The organism is Haloarchaeobius sp. HME9146, assembly GCF_025399835.1.
In the GTDB taxonomy this organism is placed as follows: Archaea; Halobacteriota; Halobacteria; order Halobacteriales; family Natrialbaceae; genus Haloarchaeobius.
In genome coordinates, this window is sequence record NZ_JAODVR010000001.1 from 1,311,488 (window position 1) to 1,327,385 (window position 15,898).

The window sequence follows — 15,898 nt, forward strand, 5'->3', positions numbered from 1 at the left end:
CAGAATATTTGCAGACAAATACTACTTAAAATCTTGTTTGTTATGTCGAAAAATACGTGGTGGGGCGCGCAGAGAACGGTCGAATCCGTCCCTCACGTTTCGGCTCAGACGAACCGGCCAGCCTCGAACTCGCCGGTCTCGCGCTCGAAGTCGAGCCCGAGTTCGGTCGAGGAGCTCCGGAACTCGTTCGCATCGGAGCGGAAGTCGATGCCGACGTCACGCAGCTCCAGGTCGTCGACACCGTCGTAGTCGAGTCGGAGCGACCCGCGGACCTCGACCTCGCGTCCTTTCGTTTCGAAGTCGAAGAACTCGCCGCGGTACTCCACGTCGTTGCCGCCGTCGTCCTCGAACGTGATCGGGTCACCGTCGACGGTCAGTTCGTAGTGGTCGTCGTCGAACTCGGCCTCGATGGCCTCACCGGCGAGGGCGAGCCGGAACTCGATGGCGTCGCCGTCGCGCTGGAGTTCGAGGTAGTCGAGTTCGCTGCCCGGCCGACCGACCCGGTCGAGTTCGAAGAACTGTTCGCTGGGGCGTTCGCGACACCGGGTGAACGGGTCGTCGAACTCGACCTCGTCCCCCCTGGTCTCGAAGCTGGTGCCGGAGATGGGGTCGTCGAACTCGACGTTCCCGTCCGCGTCGCGCTCGAAATCCAGCCTGACCATCCCCGTCGTGTTGAACAGGAGTGGGTCGGGCCTGCCGGTCCCGACTCGGTTCGTCTCTGTCCTGGGCTCTCGGTCTGCCACACGTCGGCCGAGGGTCCCGCCCACGGCGCCGACCGAGAGTGCGACGAATCCACTCCCGACTGCTGCCAGATACTGCCGTCTCGGTAGAGCTGCCATGTTCCTTGGTGTAATGATTGGTCGCAGGCCGAGATAGGTCGTCTCGAACCAGGGAGTAGCGTCGCTACCGACCGGTTCGGTGGTATCAGCGAGCGCCGGTCAGACGCCGCGAGTCACTGTAGTTCCGCCTCGGCCAGTGCCGCGTTCAGGTCGTCACGCACGCGCTCGCCCATCTCGCGGTCGCCCGCGGTCGTCACGACCCGGTTCTCCTGCACGCTGGAGCCGTCACGAATCAACAGCCGGACGTTCCCGTTGCCGTCCGCGCGGGTGACCTTCGCGCCGACGCTCGCCTGCGAACTGGAGCCGCCGGCCTCGATGGGACCGGGGATGACCTTCTTCACGTGGGGATGTTCGGCGACGGTTCGAATGGTTCGCTGGCCGGTTCGCCCACCGATGAGCGTGGAGTGCGACCCGCCGATCTTCTCGCGTGGGGCGATGTCGACGACCTCGAGGGCGGGCTCGCCGAGGCGGTCCAGCACCGCCGACACGGGGTCGTCGTCGCTGACGCGGTAGAACTCGTGGTGGAGTTGCGCGCGGGCCTCACGGATGACCGGCCGCTCCCCGGCAGCGTACACCGTCTCGGGGCGCTTGCGGCGGATCTCGTCGGCGACCTTCCCGGCGTAGTTGCGCAACTCGACGACGCCCGTCTCCTCGCCGTCTTCGGGCATGGTCGTCACGGTGGTCTCGCCGACCACGTCCTCGCCGTCCAGAAAGGTCAGGGTGGTCCGGTCGCGGGCGCAGTCGGCGACGACCGCGTCGCAGTTGGCAGTGTGACAGGTGAGACAGTAGTCTCCGGGTTTCTCGAGCGCGGTGGCACACTGCCCGCATTGCATGAACGTAGCTATCGAGTAGCCGGGCAAAAGCCGTGCGGTTCTCCCAGTCCAGGGGTTGAAATACGATGGCGGGGCCAGCGGGGGTGTGCTCCGAATGGCACCGGCGGGCGTCCCGCGGTTGCGCGACGCAGCGCCTGTCGGTCAGCAACGCGTCGCCTGTTTGCCCCTTGGAACGCTCGAACTCGACGCTCAGCTCAGCGCCAGCGGGTCCGCCTTGAGGTACTCCCGTAGCACCACGGTCGCGTACGAGCCCTTCGGGAGCGTGAACGAGAACGTCAGTGGGTCCTCCTCGACCGTCAGGTCCGTCCCAACGAGGATGGCTCGTCGCGTCCCGGCGCTGTAGAACTCGCCCGGCAGGTCGAAGTCGCCCGGTTCGAGGCCGAGGTCATCGAGGACCTCGCGCTCTATCTCGCCCGGTTCGCCGTCGCCGAGCTCCGTCTCCGTCCCGACCAGCGGCGCGGTCACGAACGCCCGCCCGCGCTCGCAGTGTCGGGCGATGGTGTCCACGCGCTTCTCGGTCACACGCTGGAGCCGGTCCGTGTCCGGGAGCGGGAGGTCCGCCGGCGCGTCGCGGTCCGAGAAGCAGACCACGTCGCCAGCCACCGGCTTCGTGAACGGGATACCGCGTTCGAGACGCTTGCTCAGCATCAGGTTGTACGCGTACGATTGCGCAGCGTGGACGAACAGCGACTGCAGGTTCTCGGGAAGCACTTCGAGGGCCTCACGGAAGTCCTCGGGGTCAGTGCCGCCGTTCTCGACGAGGACGTGGAGCATCGAACGCTCGTAGCGCAGTCGATGCGGGAACGCGTCGAGCGCCGCCTGCCAGTCCTCGGTCTCGTCGACCAGCTGGCGCGCCTCCTGGGTCCCTTCGGGCTCTTCGTCCTCGGGGTTCCCGAGGTACGCCATCACGGCACCTTTCCAGTCGTCGCGAGCGATAGCCAGCCCGACCTCGTGGGTCACCGGCCGCTTGCTGCCGAAGCGCTGCTGGCCGAAGAAGTTCGGGACCGCCACGTCGCCGTCGCCGAACTCGCGGAGTTCGTCGGTGATGATCGCGGCGTTCTCTGGCGCGTCGGCGTCCGAGACGGTTATCTCGAACTCGTTGCCGACGAGGTCGCCGAACATGAGCGCCCGTCCGGCGCGCCCGACGACCTCCAGGTCGACCCCGTTCAGTTCGGGCAGGTCGGCCGGGTCGACGTCCTGCAGCGTGAACAGCTGCGTCGTCACGGCGTGTTTGTCCTTCGTCCCGGCCCACGATACCCGACCGCGGCTCATCTCCAGGTCGTTCGCGAGCTGGCGCGCGAAGTCGTTGGTGTCCCAACCGCGGAGCGTCGCCCGCACCACGAGGTACGGGTAGTCGCTCGTCGCCGAATCCACCGGCTCGGCCTCGAACGCCTCGACCTCGCGAACCCGGAAGTCACTGTCGCGGTCGCGCAGGTGGCCGCCGACCCCGTCGGCGTCGCTCACGTAGTACTCCATGCCGACCGCTCGTTCGCGTGGGTGTGCGTCTCGCATCAGGCACCACCCGCGATGAATCGCGTCACGTGAGGACGTTCGCTCGGCCGGGAATAAGGGGTTTCGTTCGGCGCTCGCAACTCAGTACAGCGAGAGGTCGCCGGTCACGCGGTCGACGAGGTCGTCGTCGGCCGGGCCCACCGCCAGTGCGGTGACGGTCCCGGGGTCGAGTTGTGTGTGGCCGGCGTCGCGGATGATGGCGTGCGGGATGCCCTCGCGCTCGGCCTTGTCGGCGAGCTCGAACAGTTCGCGCTCGCTGCTGCCCTTGAGGACGACCTTCTTCTGGCCGGAGCCTTTCCACTCGTTCCGGGCCTTCCGTCCGGCGTCCTCGTAGGCCGACAGCGACGCGTGGGCGACCTGTGCGGCGAGCTTGCCTTTCCCCATGCCGATGTCGGTCCGCGCGACGATGGCCTGTTTCATGGCCGTAGCGTCGGCCGGTCCGGATAAAACGGTGGCTATTCGGCGGCCATGAGGTCGTGCTCGGCGAGATACGAGCGCGAGAGCGCGTCGGACCGGATGAGTAAGGAGACGAGTGACTCTCTGCTGCCGGTCTCTGCACCACCGCCGATGACGAACACGCCGTGGCGGGCCGCGATATCGAAGCTGTAGAAGCGGCCCTGGTCGGCGATCCGGTCGGCCAGCTTGGTCGCCTGCGAGTCGTTCTCCATCCGGAACACGCCGACCTGGAAGCTGTCGCCGTCGCCCTCGTAGGTCGCGAGCTGACCGGCGTTCGCGCCGATGCTGCTCCCGGTACTGCGGAGTTCCGTGATGTCGAGGTAGCCCGGCGGCTTCGGGAGGACGGCGCGAGGCGGGTCGTCATCGTTCGGTTCTATGGCGACGCCGCCGTTCGACGTCTCGGTCTGTCCGCGGAGGTCGGCTTCGAGGTCGGAACAGCCAGCGACGCTCGCCGCCAGGCCAGCAGTCACTGCCTGCACGAGGCGTCGTCGTCGCATCGCGTGTCACTCGTCGGTTCAGGCGCTTAACCGTTCGCCGCGTATCGAGACCTGAGTCGTCACGTCCCGCGCCGATACTATCAGAAAACATTTATTTATTGCCCGGTGAGTTCGCGTATGTCCCTCCGCGACCTCCTGGTCGACCCCGCCGCCTTCTTCGCCCCGCAGGAACCCGGGCGCGACCTCGGTGCTGCGTTCGTCGCCGTCTTGCTCTCCACGCTCGTCGTGACCGGGGCGGCCGGTGCGATGCTGTACGTCGCCTCGACCTCCATGACCGGCACCGTGACCGTCGACAATCCCGAACGCCCGCCGGACTGGGTCTGTTCGGACGATTACCCGATGGGGAACGACAGCGCGTTCGCCGACGACTGCGACAAACCGAAGACCCTCGACCGGGACGCCGGCGCCCTGTTCTGGGAGGTCGCCTCCGGCCAGCTCCCGGTCCTGTTCGTCGGCCTGCTGTTCATGTGGCCACTCGTCGGCGTGGGACTGCACTTCCTCACTGCGCTTGGCGGTGGGGAGGGCAGCTTCACCCGGACGCTCGCCGTGGCTGGCTGGGGTTTCGTCCCGAACGCTATCGGCGCGGTCGTCGGGGCCGTCGTCGTCTCGGCCATCCTCGCCGGGAAGACGTTCCAGCTCTCCAATCCCGATACCTTCGTCCGCGAGTTCCGGGCCGTCTTCGGCGGGACCCTCGGCGCGGCGTTGCTCGTGCTCCGACTGGGAGCGACCGCCTGGCAGGCAACCATCTGGGGGTACGGACTCGAACGCGCCCGGCACGTCTCGCGGGCGGCCGGTTTCGCCGCGGCCGGTATCGTCGCGGGAATAGTGTTCCTGTTCTCGCTCTGAGCCGCCCGCTCGGGACCGGGAGCTTTTACCTGACCCACCGGCATTCTCCGGCCATGATACTGTCGGACGGCGATATCCTCCGCCGCCTGGAGGCCGGCGACCTCGTCATCGAGCCACTGGACGACATCGACCTGCAGGTCCAGCCCGCGAGCGTCGACGTGCGCCTCGGGCGGGAGTTCCTGGAGTTCCGGCGCACGAACATCCCCTGCATCCACCCCAACTCGGAGCAGGAGGTCGACGACTACGTCTCGAAGACGGTCGTCGAGGACGACGAGGAGTTCATCCTCCACCCGGGTGACTTCGTGCTGGGCACGACGAAAGAACGCGTCGAGGTGCCCCCGGACCTCGTCGCCCAGGTAGAGGGGCGGTCCTCGCTGGGTCGCCTCGCGGTCGTCGTGCACGCGACTGCGGGCTTCATCGACCCCGGCTACCGCGGGCAGATAACGCTCGAACTGTCGAACCTGGGCACCGCTCCGGTCACCCTCACCCCCGGCATGCGCATCTCCCAGCTCGTGTTCACGGAGATGACCTCCCCGTCGAAGCGTCCCTACGGCTCCGAGCGTGGGTCGAAGTACCAGGACCAGGCCGGGCCGCAGGCCTCGAAGATTCAAGGTGACCACGAGTTTAGTGGGACACAGAAAGAATGAGGTTCATCGAAGAGATCGTCGTCGAGGAGTTCCTCCCGACGTTCCGGTCCATGCTCGCCGCCGACCTGCGCGACCGCGGGTTCACACAGAGCGAGGTCGCCGAGGCCCTGGGTATCAGCCAGTCCGCGGTCTCGAAGTACGCCCACGGCGACGTGGGACAGCGCGAGGAGTTCCTGGAGGACGAGCGCGTCCAGGAACTGGTCGAGCGCGTCGGTGAGGGCCTCGCCGACGGGACGATGACGCCCGTCCAGGGCCTCGTCGAGACGGAGGTCCTCATCCGCAAACTCGAGCGTGGTGACCTGCTCGCGACCATCCACCAGCGAGAGATGCCCGAACTCGCCGAGTACGGCTCCGAGTTCGACATCCACGACTCCGACAGCGAGTTCCGGACCGCAGAGCGGGTTCTCTCGTCGCTCCGGCGCGGGCTCCGCGTGCTGGAGAACGCCAGCGGGTTCGCGGGCCTCATCCCGAACGTCGGTTCGAACCTCGTCGCCTGCACACCCGACGCCACCAGTATCGACGACGTGGCGGGCGTCCCGGGTCGTATCGTCGACATCAAGGGTCGTGCGACGGTCCCGAGCGAGCCGGAGTTCGGCGTGAGCGAGTACGTCGCGTCCGTCCTGCTCGCCGCCCGAGAGGCCGGCGCGGAGGTGAACGCGGCAGCGAACATCCGATACGACGCCGAGTTGCTCGCCCGGCTCGAGGAGCTTGGCCACGAGACCGCCGAGTTCGAGAGCGAGGATGGCGTCGACGCCTCGGTCGCGGCTGCGCTGGCCGACGACCCGACGGCGACCGTTCTCTACCAGACCGGGAGCTACGGCATCGAACCCATCATCTACATCCTCGGTGACGACGCCGTCGCCGTGGCCGAGACCGTTCGCGAACTGGTATGACCGGCGGCGCGGCGGCTGCCCAGGCGTTCTACGGGCGCTGGGCGCGGCTGTACGACTGGCTAGCGCGGTACACGCCGGGCATCGGCGGCCTGCGTGACCGGGCAGCCGCGGCGCTCGACCTCGAACGCGGCGACACCGTCGTCGAGATGGGCTGTGGCACCGGCGCGAACCTTCCCTACCTGCGCGAGCGCGTCGGCCCCGAGGGAACCGTCGTCGGCCTCGACTACACCCGCGGGATGTTGGCCCGGGCGCAGCGACTCGTCGATGCGAACAGCTGGGACAACGTCCACCTCGTCCACGGCGACGCGACCCAGACACCCTTCTGTGGCGACATCGATGCCGTCCTCTCGACGTTCGTCTCGGGGATGCTGTCCGACCCCGCCGGCGAGGTCGAAGAGTGGTGCGACATGGTCGGTCCGGATGGAACCGTCGTCCTCGTGGATGCGGCACTCTCCGAGCGAGCCATCGCGAAACCCATCAACGCCCTCTTTCGCGCACTGACGGTACTCTCGACCCCACCGACGTTCAAGTTCCGTTACGAGGAGTCGATGCACGACAAGCTCCTCGAGCGGGTGACCGACGCCCGCGACGCGCTGCGCTCGCGAGCGCGAGCCACCCACCACGAGGAGCACGTCCTCGGCATCGTCCGGGTGACCGGCGGACGGGTCTGAGTGGCTGTCCCACACCGGCCCAACTTCTTTGCCGCGGTCCGGTGAATCGCTCGATATGGTCGACGCCCGCCAGTACCACGAGCACTCGAAGCACTCCCCGCAGAGCGTCCGCGACACGGACTGGTCGATGGATTTCGACAACAAGCCGCGGCCCTCGAAGGTGTACACCGACCTGCCCCGTTTGTCACTCGGAGACCCGGATTCGCCACCAGAGACCCCAGTTCTGTCAGCAGTGGCGACGAAGACCCCGACACCGGAGGGCATCGAAGGAACGCCCAGTGACATCGACCTCCCGACGCTCTGCCACTACGCTGCGGGCGTGACGAAGACGCTGGAGCTTCGGGGCGAGCAGGCCTCGTTCCGCGCCGCCTCCTGCACGGGCAAGCTGTACCACGTAGACCTCTACGCCGTGACCGGACCGCTCGACACCGCCGACGCCGGGGTGTACCACTACGACCCCGAGTCCGACGAGTTCCACGTCGTCCGCGAGGGCGACTACCGGGGCGTCCTCGCCGCCGCCAGTGGTGGGCAACGGGGCGTCGCGAACGCGCCGGTGACGCTGGTCGCGACCTCGACCTGGTGGCGCAACTCGTGGAAGTACCGTGACCGGACCTATCGTCACGCCTTCTGGGATTCGGGAACCATCCTCGCGAACCTCCTGGCCACTGCTCACGGCGCGGGCCACCGGGCCGAGGTCGTCGCGGGCTTCGCGGACGAGCCGGTCGTCGACCTGCTCGGGTTGGACCCCGAGTGGGAGGCCCCGCTCGAACTCGTGGCCATCGGCGAGGGCGAGTCGGCACCCGCACCCGGCTCGGTCGACCACATCGACCCGGCCATCGAACTCGACTCGGACCCCGTCGAGTTCCCCATCTTGCACGACGCGTGGGCACAGTCGACCCTGGCGGACGGGGCGGCCGCCGAGGCGTGGCGTGACGGGTTCAGCGACGCGACGGCGGTAGACTGTGGTATCCACGGCCCGGGCGACGGCGAACTGGTCGACCTCGACCCGGTCGATTCCGAGACCGCCTCGGGTCGTCCGGTCGGGAACACCATCGAGCGACGCGGCTCCCTGCGCGAGTACAGCCACGAGCCCATCAGCGATTGCAAGCTCGCGACGGTGCTGGACCGGGCGCTTCGCGGCGTCCCGACCGATTGCTTCGGCGGCGATGCACCGGACTCCCTCCTCGATTACTACGTCCTCGTCCACGCGGTCGAGGGGATTCCGTCGGGTGCGTACCAGTACCACCCCGAACAGGATGTGCTCGAACGAATCGGCGACATCGCCCGCGATTCGGCGACCTATCTCGCATTGGGCCAGGAGGTCGTCGGCGACGCGGCGGTGAACGTGTTCACCATGGCTGACGTGGATGCCGTGGTCGAGCAGTTCGGGAACCGCGGCTACCGGCTCGCCCAGCTGGAGGGTGGCATCGCACTCGGGCGGCTCTACCTCGCGACCTACGCCCATCGTACCCTCGGCGGGCGCGGATTCACGTTCTACGACGACCTGGTCACCCAGCACCTCTCGCCGCGGGCGCAGAACCAGACGCCGATGACGCTGTTCGCGTTCGGGAAACCGGAGAAGTAGGGCCGAGTGTGGGCCGGAAACGGCCCGATGAGTGAGTCGTCAGTGGGGTGTTGTGACCCTAGTCGTCGGCCGGTGCCGCGGATTTCGCCGACAGCGACACCGGCTCGGCGTCCACGTCGAGTTCGTCAAGGGCGACCTGGGCGGCCTTCTTGCCGGAGACGAGCATGGCCCCGAAGGTCGGACCCATCCGCGGCAGGCCGTAGGCCGTCGCGACCGCCATCCCGCTGGCGACGAGGCCGTCGTGGACGAGCCCGGTGTGCTCCACCACTTCGTCCTCGCTGCGGCCGACCCACATCGAGTCGTGCCCGGGTGAGTCGTGCCCGGGTGCGCCGTAGCTGTCGTCGCCGGTCTGGTCCATGACTTTCCCGCGCTCGTTGGCGGCCTCGATACCCGGTGCATCGAGCACACCGGAAGACTCGTCTTCCGAGCCGCCACTCGCTGCGCTCGCGGCAACGCCGCGCTCGTCGAGCTTGTTGATGGCCATCGCGTCGTGGCCCGTCGAGTCGATGACGAGGTCGGCCTCGACGGCGACCGGGTCGACGCAGGTTATCTCGCGGGGGAGCGCGTGGACCGGCGTGTAGTTCATGACGATGCCGGAGACGCGGTGGTCCTCGCGGACGACGATGTCCGTGAACTCGGTCATGTTCTGCATCTTCGCGCCGGCGTCACAGGCCGCCTTGATGAGCGAGGAGCAGGCGTGCGGGCCGTTCGCCACGAACAGGCCCTCGGTGTCGCGGGCTTCGTGGTTGGGCACGTCGAGGTCGTCGAGGATGCGCTGGGCGGGGTCGCGCACCGTCACCTTGTTCATCAGGAAGCCGCCGAGCCAGAAGCCGCCGCCGAGGTAGTTGTTCTTCTCGACGACCATCACCTTGACATCGCGCTCGGCGAGTTCCTTCGCGGCCATCAGGCCGGAGGGTCCGCCGCCGACGATGATGACTTCGGTGTCGGAGTAGTCGAGGAACTCCTCGCTCCACTCCTGGCCGATTGCTCGTGTTACCTCTGCTTCGCCGACGTCGCTGAACTGGTCGAAGTCTTGCATACCACCTAGTGTTACCACCAAGTGTTTAATACCTGTTTCGGTCCCACGAGCGAAAGAACAAAGCGACAGAGAATCGACCTGACTGCATGGTCAGCGACCGAGTGGTCCGGTGGCGGCTCGTGCTGGTTGGCGTGGCGATGACGGTCTGTCTCGTCGCCGTCGGGCTGGTCGCCCAGCGAGTCGCCGCCATCGGCCCGCACGGCGAGACGTTCGCCCTTCTCCTGGTCGCCGTCTTCCTCGGCACCCTGGTGCTGTTGTTGCCACTGGTCGTGCTCGGGCTGTACGTGAAACCGGGCGACTGGCACCTCGGCTGGCTCTGATTGGGCTCAGCCGACCGTCTTGATCATGTCGAGCAGCTCGTTCCGGTAGTCCCCCGGCGAGAGCCCCACCGACGGGACCAGTTCGTCCAGTCCGTCGACGGGATACGCCCCGCCCGCCAGCGCGAACGACCCGCCGGCGGTCCACACCGCCAGCCAGCCCTCGACGACGACCGCCGCCTCCGTCAGCGGGTAGTGCGCGGTGTACCGGTTGAGACGGGCACGGCTCCCGCTCGACAGGCGCATCCGCTCGCTTCGCTGGCGCTCGACCTCGGCGAAGCCGCGCTCGCGCAGGTCACCGGCGAACTCCCGGCGCGCCGAGGAGACCACGGTCGGGAACACCGACGCGGTCCCGAACCCGGGCGCGAGTGGCGGCCGGAACGTCAGGTCGGTCGAGAAGAAGAAGCGCCACGGCAGGTCGTGCACGCCGTCGGTGGCCTCCCGCACCGTGTCACGGAGGTGCCCGTCCTCGTACAGGTGGGTGTCCCCGACGACCTCCGCGGTCGGCAGTTTGAACACGGTCTCGGTCACCTGCTCGACGAGTCGCCACTCCTCGTCCAGCCGTGACTCCGGCAGTGTCACCGCCATCTACACCGCGTGGGTGCCGTCGGTGGTGTGCACGCGGAACGAGTCCTCGGCGACGACGGCCCACGACCCCGCGAGCGACCCACGCTCGAACAGGTGTTCGGGCACCAGCGGCATCGGCACCGGCTCGTAGCCGTGCGTGCGCATCGCCTGGATGCTGGTGAAGCGGCCGACCTCGCGGCCGTCGCGGTCCTGGACGTGGAACTGCTTGTCGTGGCCGCGTCCGTACGAGAACGGGAACGCCGAGGGCGAGGGACACGAGAGCCCATCGACGTCGGTGAACAGCGCGACGGTCTCGCCGTCGCCGGTCAGGACGACCTCCTTGCGGTCGGAGCCGGTTCTCCCCTCCAGTTCGGACTCCTCGGGGTCGAGCTCCCGCCAGACGTACTCGTCGGCCTGCGCCAGCGCGTAGCGCCCGTTCGACAACGGGACGCGGTCCGGCCCGTTGAAGAACGTGCGACACCGGGTGTCGGTCTCTGCCGCGACGCAGTAGGGTGCGTCGAGGACGTGCAGTGCCGCCCCGACCTGAGATTCGGTCGGGACGACGAACAGGACGTTCTGTTCCCGGGCGAGCGCGTTCGCGAACCGCGGAACCAGCGTTTCTGCACCGACTTCCTCGGGTGCGAGTGATTCGACGACCACCGGTCGGTCGGTTCGGAAGAACTGCGTGCTGTCGGACTGTGGGGTGCCGAGGGTCGGCCCATCACCCGAATCCACCGCGTACCCGGCGCGCGAGAGCACTGCCGCGCCGTGGTCGTTGCCAGCCGTGTATCGGACCATGAGAACTGTTGGCACCCGGAGGACAAGAACGTTGGGCGTCACTCGTTGGGTACCACACTGGGAACGACCGCACCCATCAGAAACTCACTGGAACAGCTACGAAGCGACGCGTGGCCGAATAATGACAGAGATGAGTAATTTTTCGGGTGGGTGCAGGTCGGTGTACCAGCCCGGAAGACGAAAAGTGGGCACAGGGCGTACTTCAGGATTGCTGTTCTCTCCCCCGTGGACTGTTATTTGGGTGTCGGAAAAGGTATATTTACTACTCGCTCCCCGGAACCTCGACACCGGATGCAATCTGATGGTACTCACCAATCGAGGCGAAGTGTGCTCAAGAAGTCGGGCATGGCCGTCAGTGCCCTTGCTGGTGCCGGACTCCTCACGACAAGAGTAGAGGCCGGGTACGACCATCGCATCAGGGTCGAGACCGACGGCAGTGGCGGCGCGTTCCGATGCTGGATGCCCGCCCCGTCCGCACGGGCCACCGAGAACGTCGAGGCTAGCGACCTCTGGGACCAGAATGGCAAGCGCCTGGAGAGCTACGTCTCGACAGGCTGGCTCGCCGAGGGCTACGACGTCTTCAAGTGGAACGACGGGGCGAGCAGTCCCGACGACCTGACCATCAACGAGTACAACCACGGCATCGACGCGTACTTCGACGGCGAACTCATCGACCGTCCCGACTGGTGCGGTGGCGGCTGCTGAGGTCGGTCTCCGCCATCGTCTCCCGGCTCGTCGCCGGCACACGCCGGTTCCTCGCCGTCCCTCTTACTGCGGTTTCGTCTCGTGGATCCACGCCGCGAGCTCCGCGACGACGTAGTCCGCCACGTTCCCGCCGAAGTAGAGCGAGTCCATCGTCGTCGGCGTCGGTCCGGCCTGGAAGTAGTGGTCGACACCCTCGTACAGTTCGACCCGGCTGCCGGCCGGAAGGTCCGCGTCCTGCCACTCCCGGAATCCCTTGCGCATGAACTCGACGAGTTCTGGCTGGGTCTCCTCGTCGGCCCGGCACGTCTTCATGACGAACACGGGGCGGCCCAGGTCGCTGGCGGTGCCTGCGGGGTCGCAGTCTTGCACGCTTCGATGCCACGTCCCGGGTCTTCCATGCAGGGTCTCGTCGTCCTCGAAGTCGCCCGCGGCGATACGCCGGAGCGTCTCGCGGTCGTCTTCGAGCTGGGCCGCTTGCTCCTCGTCGAGGTCGCCGTCTCGCTCGAACTCGTACCGGATGATGTCGGCATCCTCCGGGTCGAGGGGCGGGTCGGCGGGCCCGTCGAGGTTCACGATACCGGCGACGTTCCCGTGTCGGGCGGCGATTCGCGGGGCGGTCATCCCGCCCTGGCTGTGCCCCGCGACGAAGACGGCGTCCTCGTCGACCTCATCCGCCGCGGCGAGTTCCGAGAGGGCGGCGACCGCGTCGTCGGTGACGACCCTGTCGAGCGTGTAGTCCTCGTCGTCGACCTCGTGGTCGTTGAGACGTTTCTCGTACCGGAGCGTGGCGATACCTTCGCTGGCGAGACCCCACGCGAGGTCTTTGAGAAGCTTCGAGTTCCCGGCGGTCCCGTCCGGGTCGTGGATACCCGCGCCGTGGACGAGCAGCACACCCGGGAACGGGCCGGTCCCTTCGGGAACGACGAGGATGCCATCGAGGTCGACATCCCCGGCGTCGACGGTCACGTCGCGTTCAGCGAACGCGCTCTCGTCGACGTAGTCTGGGACCGCGTACTCGGGGGAGAACGAGAAGCCAGTGATGCCGTCGTCCTCGCTGTCGAGTTCGAGGGTCGCCGTCTCGGTCCCGTTCTCGAACGCGAACTCGACGGTCACGTCGGTGCTGTCAATGGTCACCTCGCGCACACCCTCGAACTCGCCGTACTGGCTGAACAGCCCCCACCAGTACTGTTCGAGGGCGTCTTCGGCGTCGAGTTCCCCCTGCTGGAACTCCTCGGGGAAGGATTCGGCCACACTCTCTCGTCCGTCCGCGGTGAGGAGGGCCACCGCCTCTGCGAACGACTGCTCGACGAATCGTGTTGCGAAGGTCCGGACCGTCGCCGCCGGGTCGTCTGTGGGAACCATCGTTCGAGTAAACGCTATTGGATGACTGACAAATAACTTGATATTCGAAAGCTCGACTTCGGCGGGGTCTCTTCAGCCGAAGCTGTCGTCCCGAATCACAGCCCTCTCATCTACACGCAGGTTCCGTCGCGGTCGTAGATGGGGTCACGCTCCCAGCACGAGAGATATCCTTCAGCGACGCGATAGATACGGTAGTGACAGCCCTGCGCTCATGAGAACCACCACCGAACCCGCCAAACCACCCGGTCCGTCCGGGATGCCCGTCATCGGGAACGCCCTCGAATCGCGACGCGCGCTCGACTTCCTCGTCGAGAACCGGCATCGCTACGGTGACGTCGTCTACTACGACTTCCTGACCGAGCCCATCTATCAGCTCAACCACCCCGACGACATCGAGTCGGTGCTCGTGACGAACAACGAGCAGTTCACCAAGAGCCACCTGACGAAAGCCGTCCTCGGTTCGGTCGCTGGCGATGGGCTGTTCACCAGCGACGGCGACCTCTGGCGCGAACAACGACGGCGTATCCAGCCGGCGTTCCACCCTGCCCAGATTGCGGTCTACAGCGACCTGATGGTCGACGCCATCGACCGACGACTCGCGACCTGGACGCCGGGGGAGCGACGCAACCTCGGCGAGGAGATGCGCAAACTGACGCTCGACATCGTCGCCCGGGCGCTCCTCGGCGTCGACATCGAGTCAGAGATCGAGGACCTCGGCTGGAGCCTCGACGCTGTCCTGGGTCGCCTCGGCAGCGTCTGGTATCACCTCCTCCCGGAGTGGGCACCGACGCCGGGGAACCGTCGGTTCAGCAGAGCACTGACCGAACTGGAGTCCCTCGTGGACGACATCATCGACGAGCGCCGGGCTACCCCGGACGGCGACGACGTGGTGTCACGACTCCTCGCTGCCGAACTCACCGACGACGAGCCGATGGACCCCGACCAGCTCCGGGCCGAGGTGATGACCTTCCTCTTCGCGGGGCACGAGACGACCGCGCAGGCCCTGACGTTCACCTGCTACCTGCTGGCGACGCACCCCGATGTCGAGGCGAAACTCGTCGAGGAACTCGAGCGCGAACTCGCCGGCGACCGACCGTCGCTGGCCACGATGGGGAACCTCACGTACACGGAACAGGTCATAACAGAGGCGCTGCGGCTGTACCCGCCCGCGAACGACATCCACCGCGAACCTGTCGACGATGTCGAGATCCAGGGCTACCACATCCCGCCAGGCGCGACGGTCTCGACGCCGCCCTGGGTCGTCCACCGCGACCCACGCTGGTACGACGACCCCGAGGCGTTCCGCCCGGAGCGATGGACCGCCGAGTTCCGTGATTCACTGCCGCGGCTGGCGTACTTCCCGTTCGGTGCCGGTCCGCGTCGCTGTGTGGGCGAACGCTTCGCGCTGATGGAGCTGACGCTCGTGCTCGCGTGCCTCTACCAGAACTTCCACCTCGAACTCGACCCCGAGACGCGGTTCGCGGTGGAGACCGCGGTCACGACTCGCCCGAAGCACCCGGTCTGGATGACGGTCGAAGCGCGGTAGAACGAGGAATCGCCGGTCGGGACCGTCTCAGTCGAAGCTCCCGTTCCGGATCGCCGCCTCAGCCTCTTCGAGTGCCGCCTCGCGGTCGAACGATTCGACGATGTCTCGCAACTCTTCCTCGCTCGCGTCCGCCAGCTCGCGGGCGTGCTCGGTGATGTTCGGAATCGCCCGCATGATGTTGTCGATGATGGGCACGGCGGCCATCCGGGGCGAGCGAGAGCCGGGATTGAGGTCGATTACGATCTCGGTCTTGCCCATCTCCGCCAGCGCCTCTGCGCGGTCGCCGTCCTCGAGGGGGACCAGCACCACGTCGGCGTCGTAGATGCCATCGGCATCGACCTTGGCGCGCTCGTGTTCGAGGCCGGGAATGCGGGCGTCGGCGGTCAACCCCTTTACGCCCTCGGCGCCGTGCTCGCGCAGGTGGTCGGCGATGGCTTGCATCCGCTCGGGAGTACGGTTGAACAGGTTCACCTCCAGGTCTGCGCCGGTCGCTTCGGCCAGTTCGACCATCTCCTCGGGGCAGAGCGCGGCGACGTTCCCGTTGACCGACAGCACCGGGTGCCGGGCCAGCAGGAGGTGCGCGGCGGCGGCGCGCTCGGCGGCGTCCGCGCTCGGGATGGTCTCCTCGCCGAGCAGGTAGTCGAACGCCTCGCCGCGGCCCTCCGCGATGAGGCCCTGCTTGCTCGTGATGCCCTTGTCGACACCCGCCTCGATGCGGTGCCGCGTCAGCAACGACAGGTACCGCGGGTGGCTCTCGGGTACCTCGACGTGGTCACTCATACGGC

Annotated in this window: 18 protein-coding genes; 8 read left to right on the forward strand and 10 right to left on the reverse strand. The window is 67.2% G+C overall.

From position 1 onward, the window contains the following. Positions 1 to 104 precede the first annotated feature (104 nt). From N6C22_RS06675 to N6C22_RS06695, 5 genes are all read right to left on the reverse strand, one after another. Positions 105 to 743, reverse strand: a complete 639-nt coding sequence (locus N6C22_RS06675; RefSeq protein WP_261650316.1) for a hypothetical protein — start codon at positions 741 to 743, stop codon at positions 105 to 107. Positions 744 to 952: 209 nt separating this feature from the next. Then, positions 953 to 1,672 (reverse strand): DUF2103 domain-containing protein, encoded by a 720-nt coding sequence (locus N6C22_RS06680; protein WP_261650317.1) that lies wholly within the window; start codon positions 1,670 to 1,672, stop codon positions 953 to 955. 189 nt (positions 1,673 to 1,861) lie between these two features. Continuing rightward, the gene (truD, locus tag N6C22_RS06685) at positions 1,862 to 3,184 is read right to left on the reverse strand and encodes a tRNA pseudouridine(13) synthase TruD (RefSeq protein WP_261650318.1); all 1,323 of its coding nucleotides are present in this window, start codon (positions 3,182 to 3,184) and stop codon (positions 1,862 to 1,864) included. Positions 3,185 to 3,265: 81 nt separating this feature from the next. Continuing rightward, on the reverse strand, positions 3,266 to 3,604 hold the full coding sequence (gene pth2 / locus N6C22_RS06690; RefSeq protein WP_261650319.1) for a peptidyl-tRNA hydrolase Pth2: 339 nt from the start codon (positions 3,602 to 3,604) through the stop codon (positions 3,266 to 3,268). Positions 3,605 to 3,639: 35 nt separating this feature from the next. Continuing rightward, entirely contained in the window at positions 3,640 to 4,137 is a 498-nt protein-coding gene (locus N6C22_RS06695) for a hypothetical protein (RefSeq protein WP_261650320.1), read from the reverse strand. A gap of 117 nt (positions 4,138 to 4,254) precedes the next feature. On the opposite strand from N6C22_RS06695, the gene N6C22_RS06700 reads away from it, so the two are divergent. From N6C22_RS06700 to N6C22_RS06720, 5 genes are read left to right on the forward strand one after another with little or no spacing between them, the layout of a single operon-like run. Then, positions 4,255 to 4,983 carry a YIP1 family protein gene (locus N6C22_RS06700; protein ID WP_261650321.1) on the forward strand — a complete coding sequence of 243 codons (729 nt, stop codon included), beginning with the start codon at positions 4,255 to 4,257 and terminating at the stop codon, positions 4,981 to 4,983. 53 nt (positions 4,984 to 5,036) lie between these two features. After that, entirely contained in the window at positions 5,037 to 5,630 is a 594-nt protein-coding gene (gene dcd, locus N6C22_RS06705; RefSeq protein WP_261650322.1) for a dCTP deaminase, read from the forward strand. After that, complete coding sequence (locus N6C22_RS06710; RefSeq protein WP_261650323.1) at positions 5,627 to 6,523, forward strand: thiamine-phosphate synthase family protein; 897 nt, start codon at positions 5,627 to 5,629, stop codon at positions 6,521 to 6,523. Before dcd ends, N6C22_RS06710 begins: the two co-directional genes overlap by 4 nt. Continuing rightward, on the forward strand, positions 6,520 to 7,194 hold the full coding sequence (locus tag N6C22_RS06715; protein ID WP_261650324.1) for a class I SAM-dependent methyltransferase: 675 nt from the start codon (positions 6,520 to 6,522) through the stop codon (positions 7,192 to 7,194). Before N6C22_RS06710 ends, N6C22_RS06715 begins: the two co-directional genes overlap by 4 nt. A gap of 55 nt (positions 7,195 to 7,249) precedes the next feature. Continuing rightward, complete coding sequence (locus N6C22_RS06720; RefSeq protein WP_261650325.1) at positions 7,250 to 8,779, forward strand: SagB family peptide dehydrogenase; 1,530 nt, start codon at positions 7,250 to 7,252, stop codon at positions 8,777 to 8,779. Between the two features lie 58 nt (positions 8,780 to 8,837). On the opposite strand, the gene N6C22_RS06725 is transcribed toward N6C22_RS06720, so the two are convergent. Then, a complete protein-coding gene (locus N6C22_RS06725; protein WP_261650326.1) occupies positions 8,838 to 9,818 on the reverse strand; it encodes a sulfide-dependent adenosine diphosphate thiazole synthase in 981 nt (326 codons plus the stop codon). Between the two features lie 86 nt (positions 9,819 to 9,904). Here N6C22_RS06725 and N6C22_RS06730 point away from each other — a divergent pair, with 86 nt between their 5' ends. Beyond that, the gene (locus N6C22_RS06730) at positions 9,905 to 10,138 is read left to right on the forward strand and encodes a hypothetical protein (RefSeq protein WP_261650327.1); all 234 of its coding nucleotides are present in this window, start codon (positions 9,905 to 9,907) and stop codon (positions 10,136 to 10,138) included. A gap of 6 nt (positions 10,139 to 10,144) precedes the next feature. On the opposite strand, the gene N6C22_RS06735 is transcribed toward N6C22_RS06730, so the two are convergent. Continuing rightward, the gene (locus N6C22_RS06735; RefSeq protein WP_261650328.1) at positions 10,145 to 10,723 is read right to left on the reverse strand and encodes a hypothetical protein; all 579 of its coding nucleotides are present in this window, start codon (positions 10,721 to 10,723) and stop codon (positions 10,145 to 10,147) included. Continuing rightward, positions 10,724 to 11,500, reverse strand: coding sequence for a hypothetical protein (locus tag N6C22_RS06740; protein WP_261650329.1), 777 nt, complete (start codon positions 11,498 to 11,500; stop codon positions 10,724 to 10,726). Positions 11,501 to 11,827: 327 nt separating this feature from the next. Here N6C22_RS06740 and N6C22_RS06745 point away from each other — a divergent pair, with 327 nt between their 5' ends. Continuing rightward, entirely contained in the window at positions 11,828 to 12,205 is a 378-nt protein-coding gene (locus N6C22_RS06745) for a hypothetical protein (RefSeq protein ID WP_261650330.1), read from the forward strand. Positions 12,206 to 12,268: 63 nt separating this feature from the next. On the opposite strand, the gene N6C22_RS06750 is transcribed toward N6C22_RS06745, so the two are convergent. After that, entirely contained in the window at positions 12,269 to 13,567 is a 1,299-nt protein-coding gene (locus N6C22_RS06750) for an alpha/beta fold hydrolase (protein WP_261650331.1), read from the reverse strand. A gap of 211 nt (positions 13,568 to 13,778) precedes the next feature. On the opposite strand from N6C22_RS06750, the gene N6C22_RS06755 reads away from it, so the two are divergent. Next, positions 13,779 to 15,113: a cytochrome P450 gene (locus N6C22_RS06755; RefSeq protein WP_261650332.1), complete on the forward strand. Its 1,335-nt coding sequence runs from the start codon at positions 13,779 to 13,781 to the stop codon at positions 15,111 to 15,113. 27 nt (positions 15,114 to 15,140) lie between these two features. Here N6C22_RS06755 and N6C22_RS06760 read toward each other — a convergent pair whose 3' ends face one another. Next, the gene (locus N6C22_RS06760) at positions 15,141 to 15,893 is read right to left on the reverse strand and encodes a 4-phosphopantoate--beta-alanine ligase (RefSeq protein ID WP_261650333.1); all 753 of its coding nucleotides are present in this window, start codon (positions 15,891 to 15,893) and stop codon (positions 15,141 to 15,143) included. Positions 15,894 to 15,898 lie beyond the last annotated feature (5 nt).